Raw genomic sequence first — 15,579 nt, 5'->3', positions numbered from 1 at the left:
TTGCCGGACCTCAGTGGATCTCCTGCATGAAAGATTTTCCCGTTCTGTCCCTCGACGACATCGAGGCCCTTGCCGTCGGCGCGTGGATCCTAGGCACCGGCGGCGGCGGCAGTCCCTACCTAGGGCTACTGAACATGCGCCGCCTCTACGCCGAGGGGCATCGCGTCCAGCTCATGCCTCCCGAGGCCTTGGGCGACGACGACTGGGTAGCCGTCGTCTCGAACATGGGGGCTCCCCTTGTCGGACAGGAGCGACTGACCGACAGCCGCATGATCCCGCGCGCCGTGACTCTCATGGAGGAGCACCGGGGCGTCGCGTTCAGGGCCGTGATGGCCCTGGAGATCGGCGGCGGCAATGGCGTCCAGCCTCTCATGGCGGCGGCGCACCTCAACATTCCGGTCGTGGACGCCGACCTGATGGGCCGCGCGTACCCGGAGGCACAAATGACATCCGCCGCGGTGGGGGATCTACGGCCCTATCCGCTTACCATCGTCGATTGCCGCGGCGTCGAGGCGATCGTCGAAAAGGTGCCGACTTGGAAGTGGATGGAGCGGGTCAGCCGCAAGATCTGCGTCGAATACGGTTCCATCGCGGCGACCTGCAAGGCCCCGCGAACAGGCCGCGAGGTCAAGGACTGGGGGATTCCGCTTACGACCTCCAAGGCCATTGCGATCGGCCATGCAGTTCGCGCAGCTCAGGCCCGCCACCACGACCCGATCGAGGCCATTCTGTCGGTCGAACCCGGCAAGGTCCTTTTCCGCGGCAAAGTCACGGATGTCGAGCGCCGCACGACGGAGGGCTTCCTCCGCGGACGCGCGACGATCTCCGGCTTGGACGAAGATCGCGGCGCAGAGGTCGTGCTCGACTTTCAGAACGAATGGATCGTCGCCTGGCAGGATGGGGAGGCGATGGCCACGTCGCCCGATCTCATCTGCGTGCTCGACAGCGTCGCCGGCGAGGCGATCGGCACCGAGACGATCCGTTACGGACAGCGCGTCACCATCCTGGCCCTGCCTCCGCCCGCCGTCTTCACCACGCCGAAGGGGCTCGAGCACGTGGGGCCGCGCGCCTTTGGTTATGACCTCCCCTACAAATCGGTATTCGCCTGATGAGACGCATTGGAATTGACGTTGGCGGCACCAACACGGATGCCGTTCTGATCGAGGACGGACAGGTGCGCGGCGCCGTGAAGGCTCCCACCACCCCGGATGTGACGAGTGGCATTCTCGATGCATTGGGCCGCCTGACAGCGACGGGCGTCCTCGAGGGGAAGATGCTCGATGCCGTGATGATCGGCACGACGCACTTCATCAACGCGGTCGTGCAGCGGCGCTGGCTCACGAAGATCGGCGCGCTGAGGATCGGACTTCCCGCCTCGGCGACCCTGCCTCCTTTCTGCGATTGGCCGGAGGATCTCGCCGAAGTCGTCAGGGGAACCGTCACAATGGTGGAAGGCGGCCATGAATACGACGGACGTCCCTTCATGCTGCTCGACACCGCAGCCGTTCGGAGTGCAGCCCGCGAGATGCGGGCCCAGGGTATCCGCTCGGTCGCGATATCGTCGACCTTCTCGCCGCTGGATCCCAGCCACGAGCGTGAAGCCGCCGCCATCATGGCCGAAGAGATTCCAGATGTGGCGATCACCTGCTCGTCCGATCTCGGCCGCATTGGCCTCCTTGAGCGGGAGAATGCGGCTCTGCTGAACGCCGCCCTTGCCGACCTGGCGCGGGAGACCATCACGGCGTTTGAAAAGGCCATCGCGAGTTCGGGCATCTCGGCACCGCTCTACATCACTCAGAACGACGGAACGGTGGTCGAGGCCGCACAGGCCATGCGCCTTCCGGTCTATTCCTTCGCTTCTGGCGCTACGAACTCGATGAGAGGCGCGGCCTACCTGTCCGGAATCCAGGACGCGATTGTGGCCGACGTTGGCGGGACCACGACGGACGTGGGCCAGATCAAGCACGGATTTCCCCGGGAGGCCAATGCGGTCGTGAAGGTGGGAGGGGTTCGGACCCTCTTCCGCATGCCGGACCTTCTTTCGATCGGCCTCGGCGGCGGCAGCCATGTTTCACTCGATCCCCTTTCAGTAGGGCCGCTTTCCGTCGGCTATCGCCTTACCAGCGATGCGCTCGCCTTCGGGGGCAACCAACTCACCACCAGCGATATCGGCATTGCGGCCGGCATTCTCGGGATCGGCGATCGCGACAAGGTAACCCACATCGACCAGCCGACCTGCCTGCGCATTCTCGACCACATCCGCACCATGGTCGAGGAGAGCGTCGATCGCATGAAGACGGAGGCTGGCGACATCGTCCTCCTGGCTGTCGGAGGCGGAGCTTTCCTCATCCCCAACGGGCTCGAGGGCGTGTCCCAGGTTGTGCGTGTGCCTCATGGTGACTGCGCCAACGCCGTCGGCGCGGCCATCGCGCAGGTTTCCGGTGAGGTCGATCAGGTCTTCCGGGACATGACGCGGGAGGAGGCGATCGCGGCTGCCGAGCGCTTGGCCGCCAATCGCGCCGAGGCTGCGGGCGCCGACCGCTCGACTCTTGCCGTGATCGACACTGAAGACATCCCGATCGCTTATCTTCCGGGTAATGCCCGCCGAGTCAGGGTTCGCTGCGTCGGTGATGTGGCGGCTGGCGAGCGAGCAAGCAATACTGCATAGGATGCTCTGCCTCCAGGCCAATCGGCTCGGCGAATACGCCAGAGGGCATCGTCAACTTAACGACATGAGACGGGTCTACCCCCTCAGGAGCGTCAGATCAGGTGCTCGCGATGCCGGTTACCTCGGCCCAGACCCGGAAGGCCTGAGCTCGGGACGTGCGATGAGCGGCAGCGTTGGTGTTGGCAGGACGGCGGAAGAGGTTCGCGACCTGATCGTGGACTGAGAGGAAGCGCTGCGCCTGCCTGGCTGATTTGAAGCGCTTCATGATGCGCTCGCGTCGTCGGGTCGGCTGATGAGAGTTCTCCGCTCGATTGTTCAAGCCTTTATGCTGCCGATGCTCCACTCCTGGCATGACCACCCTCTTCGCGGCGGCATAGCTGGCCAGCTTGTCCGTGATCACCACGCGCGGTGCGATGCCGTGCTTCTTGAGCAGCTTGCGCAGCAATCGCTTGGCTGCCTTGGCGTTGCGCCGGCTCTGGACCAGGATGTCGAGCACGACCCCATGCTGGTCGACGGCTCGCCAGAGCCAGTGCTTCCGGCCCGCGATGGTGATCACCACCTCATCAAGGTGCCATTTATCCCCAGCTGCCGGAAGACGGCGGCGGATCTGGTTGGCAAAGCCTTGGCCGAACTTGAGCGCCCACTGCCGCACCGTCTCATAGCTCACCCCGATACCTCGGGCGGCGAGCATCTCCTCGACCATGCGCAGGCTGAGCGGAAACCGGAAGTACAGCCAGACGGCTTAGCTGATCACTTCGGCCGGAAAGCGGTGGCGGGCGTAACGAGGGGCACGGGTCGATTCCATGCCGCACAAATAGCCCGATCCAGGTCACTCTTCGGTTAAGTTGACGATGCCGTCCGACGTTCCGGTCATCAGATAGCACTCCCGGATGTCGGGACATTGGCAGGCAGCCTTCTCGAACCGCCTGAGATACTCGTCCGTCTGCCGCTCCAAGGTGATCTGGACGATCACGACCGTCTCGGGTGCTGCAGCCCGGTCGTTGATGAGGGCCGAATATCCGCGGATCGTCCCGCTCTCCTCGAGAAGCCGCACTCGACGCAGGCACGCAGAGGGAGACAGCCCGACCTTCTCGGCCAGATCGGCGTTCGTGGTGCGCCCGTCGGCCCGGAGGATGTTGATGATGTGCTGGTCTATCCCGTCCATGGCGGCTCAAAAGTCGGTAGCGTTGAACGACTGCAATGCAGTGGCGGCATCGCACAGCTCAAATGCCTGTGCAAAGCGCTTGCTCTTAAGCTGTACTTAAACGATCGGAGCGGAAGGATGCATCGAGGCGCTGCATGAAGGTTTCCGCGCAGCACATGTGCTCGCGCATGATCCGGCTGACGGCGCGGCGATTCTTGGCGCGGAAGGCCGCCACGAGATCGCGGTGGCTTGTCACGTTGTGCTGGCCGAAAGCCTCGTGCTCGTCGTAACGGTCGCTGCGGAATTCGACGAGATCGCGCAGGAGCCCGTTGAGGAAGCGACAGATGAAGGCGAGCAGAGGATTATCGCAGCTCTCGCAGAGAATATCGTGGAATTCGATCTCGAGCCGACGGCCCGCGACCCGGTCGCCGCTGTCGCGGGCTTCGACGCATTGCTCGATATTTGTCTCCAGCCGCTGAAGCTGATCCTCCGTCAGGCGGCCGACGACGCTCTCCGCCAGAGACACTTCGAGGCTGCGCCGGAGCACGTAGATCTGCTCGAAATCCAGTACCTGAAAATGAAGGTAGCTGCGCAGCTGCTGCATCGCCGCGTCGATGGACACGGGCTGGATCTCGGCGCCGCCGTTCGGGCCGGTCTGCATCTTCACGAGTCCCTGCACCTCAAGGGCCTTCAGGGCCTCGCGAAGAGTACCCTTCGCGCAGCCGTAATGCTGCATCAGCGTCTTCTCGTTAGGCAGCCGGTCGCCCGGCTTCAGGCCCTCCCGCGCGATCCAGCGCCTCAGGTCCTCGGCGATCTGGTCAGAGAGCTTCGTGCGCTGCATCCGTCCGCGCCCGGGGGCCGGACCACCTTCCTTGTCGTTGGTCATAGCCGAACCGCCTCAGGTCTCCACGGGATATCGTCCTGGAGAGGATATATCGGACGGGCAAGCTTTTCGAAACGGAATAACTCATAGTCCGAGCTGGTCACCCCACGGCTCGCACATTCGACGACCGCCCTCGCGATGGGCTCGAAAACGGGGCGGCAATACATGCGCGATTTCAGGATCAGGTACCGGCACGCACAGGGATCGAGACCGACGCTCGTGAACACCGCAAGGTCCCACGGCTCGTGAGGCAGCTCGGTGACGAGCACCTGTGCCCGGCCGGTATCCAGCACGGCGGCCCGCCCCATGAAGCAGCGCATGCCCGTATAGGTCGGCCCACTGATCGTGTATTCCCCGTCGCCCAGGACGCGCACCACGCCTTCAAGCCGCAGCGGATCTTTGGAGATGCCGATGCGGGGCATGGCCACGCGGTTGCCGATTCCGATCTCGATCCGCGCGCCGACGCCCGCCGCCATCATGGCCGCCACGGCTTCCGGATCGCAGATCGGACCCACGATAATACCGTCGAGCCCTTGCGTCAGCGCCTCGCTGAGCACGTCCATGGTGTCGCAGGTGCCGCCCGACATGCAGTTGTCGCCATGGTCGAGCAGGAGCACGGGGCCCTGCCCGGCTCCCTCGCCGGCGGCGCGCCCCTCCGCGATCGATTGCTGAAGCGGCTCCTCACGATACACGAACTCGGCGCGACGCTCCCACAGAAGCCCGCCAATGTCGCGGGCGACCTCCGCCGCGAGATCCGCGGATTCCGCGACCGTGATCACCGACACGCCGGCCTCTGGAATGTCGGCGATGGGAAAGCCGCCGAAGACACTGGCCGCGAGCACGCCGGGCCGCTCCTCCGCCTTTCGTGCCGCCGCGATCACATCCTGCATGGCGCTGGGGACGCCGGTATTCATCTTCAACGTATGGGCCAGTTGCGGCGGATGGCACCACGCGCGCTTCGGCGCGAGCCGCTCGTCGAGCATGCGCCCCACGAGCCGAGCTACATGGGCGCCGGTCTCATGCATGTCCACATGGGGATAGGTCTTGAAGCCGACCAGCACGTCGGCATTGGCGACCATGCGTTCGGTGATGTTGCCATGAAGATCGAGGGCGACGCCAAGCGGCACATCCAGCGCGACGGCGCGAACGCGCGCGAGAAGTTCGCCCTCCCCGTCGTCAAAACTCTCCGTCACCATCGCACCGTGAAGATCGAGAAGAATGGCGTCACATCCGTTCCGGACAGCCGCGACGATGGCCGCCGCCATGGCCTCGAAAGCCTCGTCCGCCACGGGGCCGCTCGGATTGGCGGTAGCGAAGACCGGCGTCACCACCTCCGCGCCGCGCGCTTCCGCAAAAGCCAGGAAAGCTCCCATGGCCGTGCGGGAGCCTGCGCCGGCCTGCAGGGCATCCTCGTCCCAGCGGGGATTGAACGATGCGAGCGGCGTCGGCACCGGCGAGAACGTATTGGTTTCGTGATTCATGCGGGCGACGACGAAGCGCATGCCGGTCTATCCTTGTGAAGGCGCTGCCCAGCGCCGGTACGTTTTTTGTATCGGGATTCTTGAAGGACGCGTGTCAGTTCAGGCGTTCCATCCCGCGCCCGTCGTAGTCGAGAACGGAGCCGAGGAGCACCTGCGCTCCCGCCGCGCATTCCTCGAAGGACGTACTTTCTTCCTCGTTGTGGCTCAGCCCGCCCGCACAGGGCACGAAGATCATGGCGGTCGGTGCGACGCGGGCGACGTAGGCGGCATCGTGACCCGCGCCCGAGATCATGTCGCGCACCGGATATCGGGCCGCCTGCGCGCTCTTCTTCACGGATGCAAGGCAATCGGCATCGAACCTGACGGCCGGCGATTCCCAGACCTTCTTGGATTCCACGCCGAGGTTTCCCTTGCCGGCCATCTCGTCGATCGCGGCGAGGAGCTTCTGCTCCATCACGTCGAGGACGGCGTCGTCGGGATGACGGAAATCCACCGTGAAGAACACATGTCCCGGCACGACGTTTCGCGAATTGGGCTGCACCTCGATCAGCCCGACGGAGCCCACGGCGGAAGGCGCGTGCTCCAGCGCGATGGCCTCGATCCGGTCGATGAGCCGCGCCGCGCCCACGAGGGCGTCGCGCCGCATGGGCATCGGGGTCGAGCCTGTATGCGCCTCTCGCCCGGTGACGGAGACCTCGTACCAGCGCATGCCCTGGACGCCTTGGACGATTCCGATGACCTTCTCCTCCTGTTCGAGGATGGGTCCCTGCTCGATATGCAGCTCGAACATCGCTCCGAACGTGATCGATCCGGCCTTGGCTTCTCCCCGATAGCCGATCGCCTCAATGGCCTCGCCGAAGGTGACGCCCTGACGATCTTCCCGGCTGTCCGCATAGGCCCGATCGAAGACGCCCGCATAGACACCGGATCCGAGCATCGCGGGCGCGAAGCGCGATCCCTCCTCGTTGGTCCAGTTCACCAGCATGAGAGGCGCGTTCGTCTCATAGCCGGAATCCTGCAAGGTCTTGAGGACCTCCAGGCCGCCGAGCACGCCGAGGATCCCGTCGAACTTTCCGCCCGTGGGCTGCGTGTCGAGATGACTGCCGATCGCGATGGGCGGAAGATCGGAGCGCCGGCCGGGGCGAACGGCGAACATGTTGCCGACCTCGTCGACCGTCACGGTGCATCCGAGCCTCTCGCATTCACTTTTCAGCCAGTCGCGCACCCGCCTGTCGGCGTCGGTCAGGGTCAGGCGCGACACGCCTCCCTTTGCCGTTCCGCCGATCTTGGCGGTGTCCATCAAGCTGTCCCAGAGACGCTGGGGATTGATTTGCAGATTGGGAATCATTTGCTTTACCAAAACGCGGGGTCAGTGGGCCTTCACGCCCAGATAGCGGTCCTTCGTGGCCTCATCGGCCGCGAACTCGTCATGCGTGCCCTGATAGACGACCCGGCCGAGTTCCAGGATGTAATGGCGATCGGCGAGCTCAGTGCAGACGGCGAGGTTCTGCTCGACGAGCAGGATCGGGACACCGGTCGCGCGGATCTTCTTGATCTGGTCGACGATCTCGTCAACGATCACGGGAGCCAGTCCTTCGACGGGCTCGTCCAGCATCAGGAGCTTCGGCGCGTTGAGAAGGGCGCGGGCAATCGACAGCATCTGCTGCTCGCCGCCGGAGAGCTGGCCGCCGCCGTTGCGGCGGCGCTCTTCGAGGCGCGGGAAGATCCTGTACACGTCCTTCAGCGACCAGGGCGAGCCCTTGCGCTCCGCGATGCGCAGGTTCTCCTCGACGCTGAGCAGTCCGAAGATGCCGCGGTTTTCGGGCACGAGGGCGAGGCCACGCTGAGCGATTTTGTGAGGACGCCATCCTGTGACATCCGATCCGGCGAAGCGCACGCGCCCGGCGCTCGGCGCGAGCAGGCCGCTGATGCTCTTCAGGGTCGAGGTCTTCCCGGCCCCGTTCCGGCCGAGCAGCGTCACGACCTCGCCGGCCCGCACCTCGAGGGTCACGCCCTGAAGGATATGGCTCTTGCCGTAATAGCCATGCACGTTTTCGATTTCGAGCAATGCCGTGGTCATGCGAGATCACCCGTGATCATATTGCCGAGATAGGCGCGCCGCACTTCCGGATCGTCTCGCACCACGGCGGGCGGCCCCTCTACCAGCACGCGCCCCGCACGCATGACCGTTACGGTGTCGCTGATGTTCATGACGATGCCCATGTTGTGCTCGATGAAGAGCACCGTGTGGTCACGGCCCAGATCGCGGATCAGGGCCTTCATCGCCTCGACGTCGTCGATGCCCATTCCGGATGTCGGTTCGTCGAGCAGGATCAGCCGCGGCTTCGCGGCGACCGCCATGCCGACTTCGAGCCGCCGCTGCTGCCCATGTGAGAGTTCGCCCGCCGCTCTGTCTGACACATGGGTCAGCTCCAGGCGCGCCATGACTTCGTCCGCGACGGCGAGCGCTTGGTCACGCGGATCGACTCCGCGCCAGGGTGCGAGCGCCTGCAGAGGCGTGCGCCCCTGAGCCGCCAGGCGCAGGTTCTCGCGAACGCTCAGGTTCTGGAATAGGCTCGTCACCTGGAAGGAGCGCGCGATGCCCAGAGGCACCCTCTTGTCGTCGGATACATGGGTGATGTCCCGCCCGTCGAGAGCGATCCGCCCGCTTGATGCTCGCACCCGGCCAGTGAGGGCATGGAACAGGGTGGTCTTTCCCGCGCCGTTCGGGCCGATCACGGAATGAACTGTGTTGGACTTAATCGACAGGGTGACGTCCGAGAGGGCGAGGAAGCTGCCGTAGCGGACGCCGAGTTTTTCGGCCGCAAGAATCGGCGTCTGGGTGCTCATATGCCCCTCCCCTCGGATTCCGGCTGGATGGGAGGTTCGATGGAAGACTTGGTGGAAGACTTGCGGCCCATGGCCAGAGCCTCCACTAGGCGTTCGAGGAGACCCCATAGTCCCTTCTGCATGAAGAGCGCCACCACGATGAGAAGTCCGCCGAGAAGGAGAAGCCAGCGCGGCCAGATCGACGAGAGCAGATCCGACACGATCACGTATAACCCGGCTCCGAGCACGGAGGCGAACAGGTTTCCGCTGCCGCCGATGATCGTCATGATTAGGATGCTCTCACTCATGTGGTATTCGATGTTCGACAGGGGCGCGACGCCGATAAGGAGGGCATGAAGCGCGCCAGCAAGCCCCGTCACCGCGCCGGAAATGGCAAAGGCCGCGATCTTGAAGTCGCGGACCGGGAAACCGATGGCGCGCGCGCGTTCCTCGTTGTCGCGAACCGCCAGTAGGGTGCGCCCGAAGGTGGAGCTCGCGACCCGCTGCAGGGCCGCGAAGACGACGAGGAAGAGCACCGCCACGAAGGCGTAGTAGGACCACGAATCCCCTAAAGAGAAGGGTCCGACGGCGGGCCGGGGAATGTTGAGCAGGCCGTTGTCGCCGCCCGTGACGTCCTTGAACGTGTAGGCGAGGAAGTAGAAGAACTGGGAGAAGGTGAGCGTCAGCATGACGAAGTAGACGCCCTGCCGGCGGATCGAGAGCCAGCCGACACCCGTGGCGATGACGGCTCCTGCAATCGCCGCGAGAACGAGCGCCACACCGAGCGGGAGCGAGGTGTGCAGCAGGGTCAGGCCGGTCGCGTAGCTTCCGAGCCCGAAGAAGATTCCCTGGCCGAAGGACAGAAGGCCCGTATAGCCGAGGAGGAGATTGCAGGCGGCCGCCGCCATGGCGAAGATCAGCACCTCGGACGCGAGCGTGCCGGACCGCATGAAGAGCGGGAGCGCGACGGCGACGAGGGCGGCGAGAATAAAATGCAGAGAAGCGCGGTTCATGATGACGCCTCTCATGCCCGGCCGAGCAGGCCGCGCGGCATCGTCAGGATGACGAGACCCATGCCGAGATAGATCATCAGGCGGGCGCCCTCGGGCCAGAGCGTCGTCATGACGCTCTGCACGATTCCCACCAGGAGACCCGCGATGAGCGCGCCGGTGTAGCTGCCCATGCCGCCGATGACGACGACCACGAAGGCAATGCCCAGCGCCTCGACGCCCATGAAGGGCTCGACGCCGCGGATCGGCGCCGCGAGCGCTCCGGCGAGGCCCGCGAGGCCCGCGCCCAGCGCGAAGACGGCCGTGTTCACCCGCAGGATGTCGATGCCGAGCAGCGAGACCATGTCGGTCGATTCCGAGCCCGCGCGCACCACGGCGCCGAGCCGCGTGCCCTCCAGGAGCCACCAGAGGCCGATGGCAAGCACGAGGGTCAGACCGATGACGAAAAGGCGATATTGCGGATAGATAAAATCGCCTAGAATGACGACGCCGCTGAGCGCGTCCGGGGTCGAGACGTTGCCGCCCACCGGCCCCCACAGGATGATGACGAGTTCCTGCACCATCAGGGCGAGCCCGACCGTCACGAGGATGTGGAACGTGTGCGGCAGGTGATAGATGCGTCGCAGCAGGACAGATTCCGTCAGAGCCGCGAGCCCCCCGACGATGATCGGCGCCACAAGGAGCGCCGCCCAGAAATTCAGGCCGCGCTCGGTCATGTCGTACACGAGATAGGCGCCCAGAAGATAAAATGCGCCGTGGGCGAAATTCACGAAATGAAGCAGCCCGAAGATGATGCTCAACCCCACCGCGAGCAGGAAGTAGAGCATTCCCAGGCCGATGCCGTTCACCACCTGAAACAGATAAATCACGCGGGCACCCGATGTTGGAGCCAATCAATGGTCGCAAAAGAAAGGGGACGGCCGCGTGCCGTCCCCGCCGATGATCAGGCCATCTTGCACTGCGCCTGTTCCGGAGACTGGAACGACTTGCCGAAGCTGATGATGTCGGCGTAGTCGTCCTTGTCCTTCATGGCGCTCTTGGCCTTTCCCTTGAGCAGATAATAGTTCTTGATCACCTGGTGGTCGGCCGCGCGGATCTCCTCGTCGCCCGTAAGGCCGGCGTACTTCATGCCCTCCATGGCCTGGGTGACCGCCGGGCCGTCCGCGCTTCCCGCTTTCGCGGCCGCGTCGATCAGGATCTTCGTGGTCAGATAGGCACTGGCGAAGGCGTAGTTCGGATTCATCTTGTGCTTGGCCTGCACCTTGGCGACCAACTCGCGGTTGAACGGCGAGTCGATGCCGTGCCAGTACTGAGCCCCAAAGTAAACGCCCTCCATCAGATCGGGGCCGAGGGCCTCGAACTGCTCGAGCCCCGACGCCCAGGCCAGCAGGATAGTCATGCGCTTCTTCATGCCGAAACTGACGGCCTGACGAAGAGTATCAGAAGACTGGGAGCCAAAATTAAGGATGAGGAGAGCATCGGGCTTGGCCGCCATGGCGTTGGTCAGATAGCCGCTGAACTCCTTCTCGGTGAGCGAGTGATAGCTGTTGCCGACATGCTCGATCCCCTTCTCCTTGAAGATCGCTTTCGCGGCGTTGAGCAGACCATCGCCGAAGACGTATTGCGGCGTGATCGTGTACCAGCGCTTCGCGTTGGGAAGCTGCTCGATGAGCGGACGCACGGTCTGCTCGATTGCGCCGAATGTCGGCACGCTCCACCGAAACGTGCTCTTGTTGCACTCCGAGCCGGTGATCTCATCGGCGCCTGCTGTGGTGATGAAGACCCCCTTCCCTTTCGCGACTTCCTTGCCCATGGCGAGGGCCTCGGACGACAGGATACCGCCGGAGAACAGCGTCACTCCGCGCTCCATCGCCTCCTGAACCTTGCGGACGGCTGTAGCCGGCTTTCCTTCCGTGTCGATCTCGAGATAGCTCAGCTTACGGTCTAGGACCTTGCCGACCTCCTCAACAATCATTGCGGTACCCATGGAGCCAAACTTACCATTGGCAGCGAAGGGCCCCGACATTGGAAGCGGCGCGCCTATGGTGATGTCCTCGCTGGCAGCGAAGGCTGGCCGGAGCCCCGCAGGGAGGAGCAGCGAGCTTGCGGCAACGGATGAGAGTTTCAGCAGATCACGGCGGTTGAGCATAGCTACCTCTGGGCTGGTTATTTGTTCTATTTATACGAATAATTATCATAGAAATGAGCCTGTCAAGGGGCGCTGGGCTGACCACTACGGGTTGCCGGGCGTTAGCAGGACATCGGGGTCGAGTATGTCCAGAGCCGAGCGCAGACACCGTTCTTTGAGTCATCACGTAGATTGTCCCGGCGCCCGCCAGAATTCGTGGCAGAGACCGCGGCCGTGATGTCTAATGGCGTCGGCAGGCATGGAATTAGGACGACGAAGGGCCAGTGCATGTCCGCCAAGTTCCGGAGGTTGAGACTGCAAGCTAGATAATCTGTGAAGCGGCACTAATGGTTGCCCCTCGCGAGAGAAGCGCAAAGCCTTGGCTTAGCGAAATCAAATGGAAATTGGGCGGGGTCACTATCGGCGTTGATGATGACCCCGCCGACGCCATGAATTTGCAGCAACGTCATGCACTTGATGGCAGTTGGCTCGGTGGCAGCATTCGACGCTGATTCACATCCGGCCTAGCGGACCAGGCGGAACCGCCAAATCCCGGAACCTGCAATCTTCATCCCGCGGGTTCGTTCCCTGGAGGCTTTCGGACGCCGTCCCCGGTGCATCTGGCTGCGTCTGTGATGGCTGGCATCCGAAACCCTACACAAGAAGGGGCCAGCGCAAGATCTGTTCCGGATTATACGTTCTTAGTTAGAACGGATCAGAAACTTGGTTGATGGGGTCTTGTGGAATGACCCCGAGTGTGAAGCCAGATGATACTCGCATCGATCTGGTACCGATTTGAAACTGTTTCCTTAACTGCATTGTCAAAGCTATCCGGGCAGCGCCGCCCGCTTGCAGATATCACTTTGGAGAGCACTACCCTCCTCTTCCCGTTGTTCTGCCCTGGAATGTTGGCTCAAACACCTGGATTCAGAGCATATGCAGCCCTTGCGGAGATCTCTCGATCGACCCAGGCATCTATGTTCTTGCTACGTACTTCGTTACCGTATCATTGGGCACCGTTGCGTTAACCTTGGCGGTATAGCGAGGAGCGGTTCATCAAGGATCCGCTCCCGTGCCTCTGTCCAAGCGCCGCCGCTTCCCGGTTGAGATCATCTTGCTGTGCGTGCGCTGGTACTGCAAGTATGGGATCAGCTATCGCGATCTGGCTGAAATGATGTCCGATCGCGGTGTCAGCGTCAGTCCAACCACGATCTTCCGCTGGGTTCAGCGCTACGCGCCGGAGATCGAGAAGCGGGTGCGACCAAACCAGGGACCTCGCTCACGTTCGTGGCGAGTGGACGAGACCTATGTGCGAGTGGGTGGGCGCTGGCGATACTTGTTTCGAGCGGTCGATAAACATGGTCGGCTGATTGCCTCCATGTTGTCCGGCCGGCGTGATACTGGTGCCGCTTATCGCTTCTTACGCAAAGCTCTGAGAGTGGTGAGCGACTATCCGCCGTCCTCGATCACGACCGACAAACTGGCGTCCTATCCGAAGGCCATCCTGCGCCTGCAGAACGAAGGGCTGCTGCCGCAGGATGTCGAACATCGCACCTCGAAATATCTCAACAACATCATCGAAGCGGATCACGGTGCGCTCAAGCGCGTGATCCGGCCGACGCGCGGCTTCCAGACGATGAAAACTGCCGCGGCCACCCTGACGGGTTTCGAAGTCATGCGCATGATCCGCCGCGGTCATTACAACAAGCGGGGATGTCGAGCGACAAGCGAAACTCACCTCGTCAGTCAACTCTTCGGTTTTGCTGCCTGAGCGACGCGTTAAACTGGGTCCGTTATGCCGTTTTCAAGTTACTGCAACGGTGCCGCCGCCGGCGCCCAATGACCCACGTCCATCCGGGGGATGAGCAGGGGTCAAAGGGCGGCACTGGCATTTTCCCAGTCTCAACTGAAGTGAGCAGGGTTCAGTAATCGATCACACGGTCCCAACGCGTGCGTTATCCGGCTCTCTCTTGCGCTCGGTGAAGAGCGCGAGAACAACCGTGAGAGCCATGAAAATTGCGGAGATGATGAACACCCAGTGCGGGAGGCCCTGGTCCATAATCCAGCCGAACAGAAGAGGGCTCAAGATGCCGCTGAAATTGAATCCAGTCGAGACGATGCCAAAGGCGCGCCCTGCCCCGCCCTCTGGCGCGGCCTTACGGACAAGCATGTCGCGCGATGGCGCGATCATCCCGCCAAGAAAGCCCGCGGCAGCCATGGTCATCGTGAGCAGCGCAGGCGGCAGCGCAACCAATGCGATCAACAGTAAAACGGCAGCATTGACGCCGAAGCAAAATACAGCGACTTGGGAGTGTCGATCCGTGCGATCGGCCAAGAACCCGCCGGCGAGCACGCCTATTGCGCTTGCCGCAAGATAAGCAGTCAGCGCGACATTCGCCGTGGCGAATGAGGCGCTAAAGCCATTCATCAGCGCCACAACGCCGAAACTGCTGATGCCAGAGGTGGAGAGGCCGAGCAGCATGAAGAAGATGGTCAGGACGATGAGCATTGGCGTGATGATGGACTGCTGTGATGCGTGGCCCATTCCAGCCTTCCGGCGATTTGCCCCCGCCTCCGGAACATCGAAGACCAGCAGCAAGACCGCCACGAGCGGCCCAGCCGCACCGCACGCTACCAGTGCGGTGATGCCGCCGAGCGATGTCATCAGCGCCGCAACGATCATAGGTGCCATCGCACCGCCGAGATAGCCAGCAAAGGTGTGGATCGAAAAGGCACGGCCCATCCGTGCCTCATCCATATGGGCGTCGAGAATTGCGTAGTCCGCGGGGTGATAGACGCTGTTTGCAAGCCCGAGCAGAACCGCACTTGCGACCAAGATGGGGTAGCTCAGATGCAATCCGATGAGGACCAGCGAAGCCCCGCCAAGGCAAAGCCCGATCAGGAGAATCTTACGCGCGCCAAAGTGATCGACGAGATAGCCCACTGGCGCCTGAGTGAGCGCCGAGACGACTGCGAACACTGTCAGCGCAAAGCCAAGATCAATATAGTCGATGTTGAGAGCCGTCTTAAGAAACGGAAACAGCATCGGCAGCACAAGCATGTGAAAGTGACTGACCCAATGGGCCGCCGAGATCAGCGCGAGGGTGCGCAGCCTGGTATCGCTCTTGGTTCGCCGAGATGGGGTGACAACATCGACCATTGGAGAGGCTCTGGTTACCTTTCAAGTGCCAAGTGCTGGAGGAGTGGTTATCCGGCGTCCAGGCAGAAAGCTGTGTCACCTTCAGAGACTTGGCTCAACCACTGATGCATGCTTCTAAGGCAGCTGAGCACAGAGAACAACAGCGGCAAGTGCCGCCGATGCGGCAGCGGCCATCAGCCAGAGATCGATACTCAGCAGCCGTTGATCGACAAGTTGCTTCATCAAGACAGGGCGCAAGGACGGCTTTCAAGGCAATGCGCCGCTAATTGGGGCACG

The 15,579-nt window shown here is 62.9% G+C and carries 13 protein-coding genes and 1 pseudogene; 3 read left to right on the top strand and 11 right to left on the bottom strand.

The window, feature by feature from the left end; translation table 11 throughout:
* Positions 1-26 precede the first annotated feature (26 nt).
* Positions 27-1,109 carry an S-methyl thiohydantoin desulfurase family protein gene (locus DDF70_RS18585; RefSeq protein ID WP_114946346.1) on the top strand — a complete coding sequence of 361 codons (1,083 nt, stop codon included), beginning with the start codon at positions 27-29 and terminating at the stop codon, positions 1,107-1,109.
* On the top strand, positions 1,109-2,668 hold the full coding sequence (locus DDF70_RS18580) for a hydantoinase/oxoprolinase N-terminal domain-containing protein (RefSeq protein ID WP_114946345.1): 1,560 nt from the start codon (positions 1,109-1,111) through the stop codon (positions 2,666-2,668). The genes DDF70_RS18585 and DDF70_RS18580 overlap by 1 nt, the downstream gene beginning before the upstream one ends.
* Before the next feature lie 97 nt (positions 2,669-2,765).
* Here DDF70_RS18580 and DDF70_RS18575 read toward each other — a convergent pair.
* The 10 genes and pseudogenes from DDF70_RS18575 to DDF70_RS18530 form a co-directional block, all read right to left on the bottom strand.
* Positions 2,766-3,473: pseudogene (locus DDF70_RS18575) on the bottom strand (IS6 family transposase).
* A 24-nt stretch (positions 3,474-3,497) separates the two neighbouring features.
* Positions 3,498-3,833, bottom strand: coding sequence for an Lrp/AsnC family transcriptional regulator (locus DDF70_RS18570; RefSeq protein ID WP_114946344.1), 336 nt, complete (start codon positions 3,831-3,833; stop codon positions 3,498-3,500).
* Positions 3,834-3,918: 85 nt separating this feature from the next.
* On the bottom strand, positions 3,919-4,698 hold the full coding sequence (locus tag DDF70_RS18565) for a FadR/GntR family transcriptional regulator (protein WP_114946343.1): 780 nt from the start codon (positions 4,696-4,698) through the stop codon (positions 3,919-3,921).
* Positions 4,695-6,197 (bottom strand): M81 family metallopeptidase, encoded by a 1,503-nt coding sequence (locus tag DDF70_RS18560; RefSeq protein ID WP_114946342.1) that lies wholly within the window; start codon positions 6,195-6,197, stop codon positions 4,695-4,697. The genes DDF70_RS18565 and DDF70_RS18560 overlap by 4 nt, the downstream gene beginning before the upstream one ends.
* A gap of 73 nt (positions 6,198-6,270) precedes the next feature.
* Complete coding sequence (locus DDF70_RS18555; RefSeq protein WP_114946341.1) at positions 6,271-7,524, bottom strand: M20 family metallo-hydrolase; 1,254 nt, start codon at positions 7,522-7,524, stop codon at positions 6,271-6,273.
* 21 nt (positions 7,525-7,545) lie between these two features.
* Positions 7,546-8,256 carry an ABC transporter ATP-binding protein gene (locus DDF70_RS18550; protein ID WP_114946340.1) on the bottom strand — a complete coding sequence of 237 codons (711 nt, stop codon included), beginning with the start codon at positions 8,254-8,256 and terminating at the stop codon, positions 7,546-7,548.
* Entirely contained in the window at positions 8,253-9,026 is a 774-nt protein-coding gene (locus tag DDF70_RS18545; RefSeq protein WP_114946339.1) for an ABC transporter ATP-binding protein, read from the bottom strand. The genes DDF70_RS18550 and DDF70_RS18545 overlap by 4 nt, the downstream gene beginning before the upstream one ends.
* The gene (locus DDF70_RS18540; RefSeq protein WP_205772447.1) at positions 9,023-10,018 is read right to left on the bottom strand and encodes a branched-chain amino acid ABC transporter permease; all 996 of its coding nucleotides are present in this window, start codon (positions 10,016-10,018) and stop codon (positions 9,023-9,025) included. Before DDF70_RS18540 ends, DDF70_RS18545 begins: the two co-directional genes overlap by 4 nt.
* A gap of 11 nt (positions 10,019-10,029) precedes the next feature.
* Complete coding sequence (locus DDF70_RS18535; RefSeq protein ID WP_114946337.1) at positions 10,030-10,884, bottom strand: branched-chain amino acid ABC transporter permease; 855 nt, start codon at positions 10,882-10,884, stop codon at positions 10,030-10,032.
* 74 nt (positions 10,885-10,958) lie between these two features.
* Complete coding sequence (locus tag DDF70_RS18530) at positions 10,959-12,164, bottom strand: ABC transporter substrate-binding protein (protein ID WP_114946336.1); 1,206 nt, start codon at positions 12,162-12,164, stop codon at positions 10,959-10,961.
* A gap of 1,051 nt (positions 12,165-13,215) precedes the next feature.
* Between DDF70_RS18530 and DDF70_RS18525 the strand changes: the two genes are divergently transcribed.
* Positions 13,216-13,914: an IS6 family transposase gene (locus DDF70_RS18525; protein ID WP_205772446.1), complete on the top strand. Its 699-nt coding sequence runs from the start codon at positions 13,216-13,218 to the stop codon at positions 13,912-13,914.
* Positions 13,915-14,076: 162 nt separating this feature from the next.
* Here DDF70_RS18525 and DDF70_RS18520 read toward each other — a convergent pair whose 3' ends face one another.
* On the bottom strand, positions 14,077-15,303 hold the full coding sequence (locus DDF70_RS18520) for an MFS transporter (RefSeq protein ID WP_114946335.1): 1,227 nt from the start codon (positions 15,301-15,303) through the stop codon (positions 14,077-14,079).
* Positions 15,304-15,579 lie beyond the last annotated feature (276 nt).

It is taken from the genome of Microvirga calopogonii (assembly GCF_003347665.1).
Lineage (GTDB): Bacteria > Pseudomonadota > Alphaproteobacteria > Rhizobiales > Beijerinckiaceae > Microvirga > Microvirga calopogonii.
Note: the sequence above shows the minus strand (reverse complement) of the source record. Positions and strands in the feature narration are given on the sequence as shown.

Coding starts and splice junctions, on each gene's coding strand:
- DDF70_RS18585 (WP_114946346.1), top strand. CDS start 27: ATGAAAGATTTTCCCGTTCTGTCCCTCGACGACATCGAGGCCCTTGCC.
- DDF70_RS18580 (WP_114946345.1), top strand. CDS start 1,109: ATGAGACGCATTGGAATTGACGTTGGCGGCACCAACACGGATGCCGTT.
- DDF70_RS18570 (WP_114946344.1), bottom strand. CDS start 3,833: ATGGACGGGATAGACCAGCACATCATCAACATCCTCCGGGCCGACGGG.
- DDF70_RS18565 (WP_114946343.1), bottom strand. CDS start 4,698: ATGACCAACGACAAGGAAGGTGGTCCGGCCCCCGGGCGCGGACGGATG.
- DDF70_RS18560 (WP_114946342.1), bottom strand. CDS start 6,197: ATGCGCTTCGTCGTCGCCCGCATGAATCACGAAACCAATACGTTCTCG.
- DDF70_RS18555 (WP_114946341.1), bottom strand. CDS start 7,524: ATGATTCCCAATCTGCAAATCAATCCCCAGCGTCTCTGGGACAGCTTG.
- DDF70_RS18550 (WP_114946340.1), bottom strand. CDS start 8,256: ATGACCACGGCATTGCTCGAAATCGAAAACGTGCATGGCTATTACGGC.
- DDF70_RS18545 (WP_114946339.1), bottom strand. CDS start 9,026: ATGAGCACCCAGACGCCGATTCTTGCGGCCGAAAAACTCGGCGTCCGC.
- DDF70_RS18540 (WP_205772447.1), bottom strand. CDS start 10,018: ATGAACCGCGCTTCTCTGCATTTTATTCTCGCCGCCCTCGTCGCCGTC.
- DDF70_RS18530 (WP_114946336.1), bottom strand. CDS start 12,164: ATGCTCAACCGCCGTGATCTGCTGAAACTCTCATCCGTTGCCGCAAGC.
- DDF70_RS18520 (WP_114946335.1), bottom strand. CDS start 15,303: ATGGTCGATGTTGTCACCCCATCTCGGCGAACCAAGAGCGATACCAGG.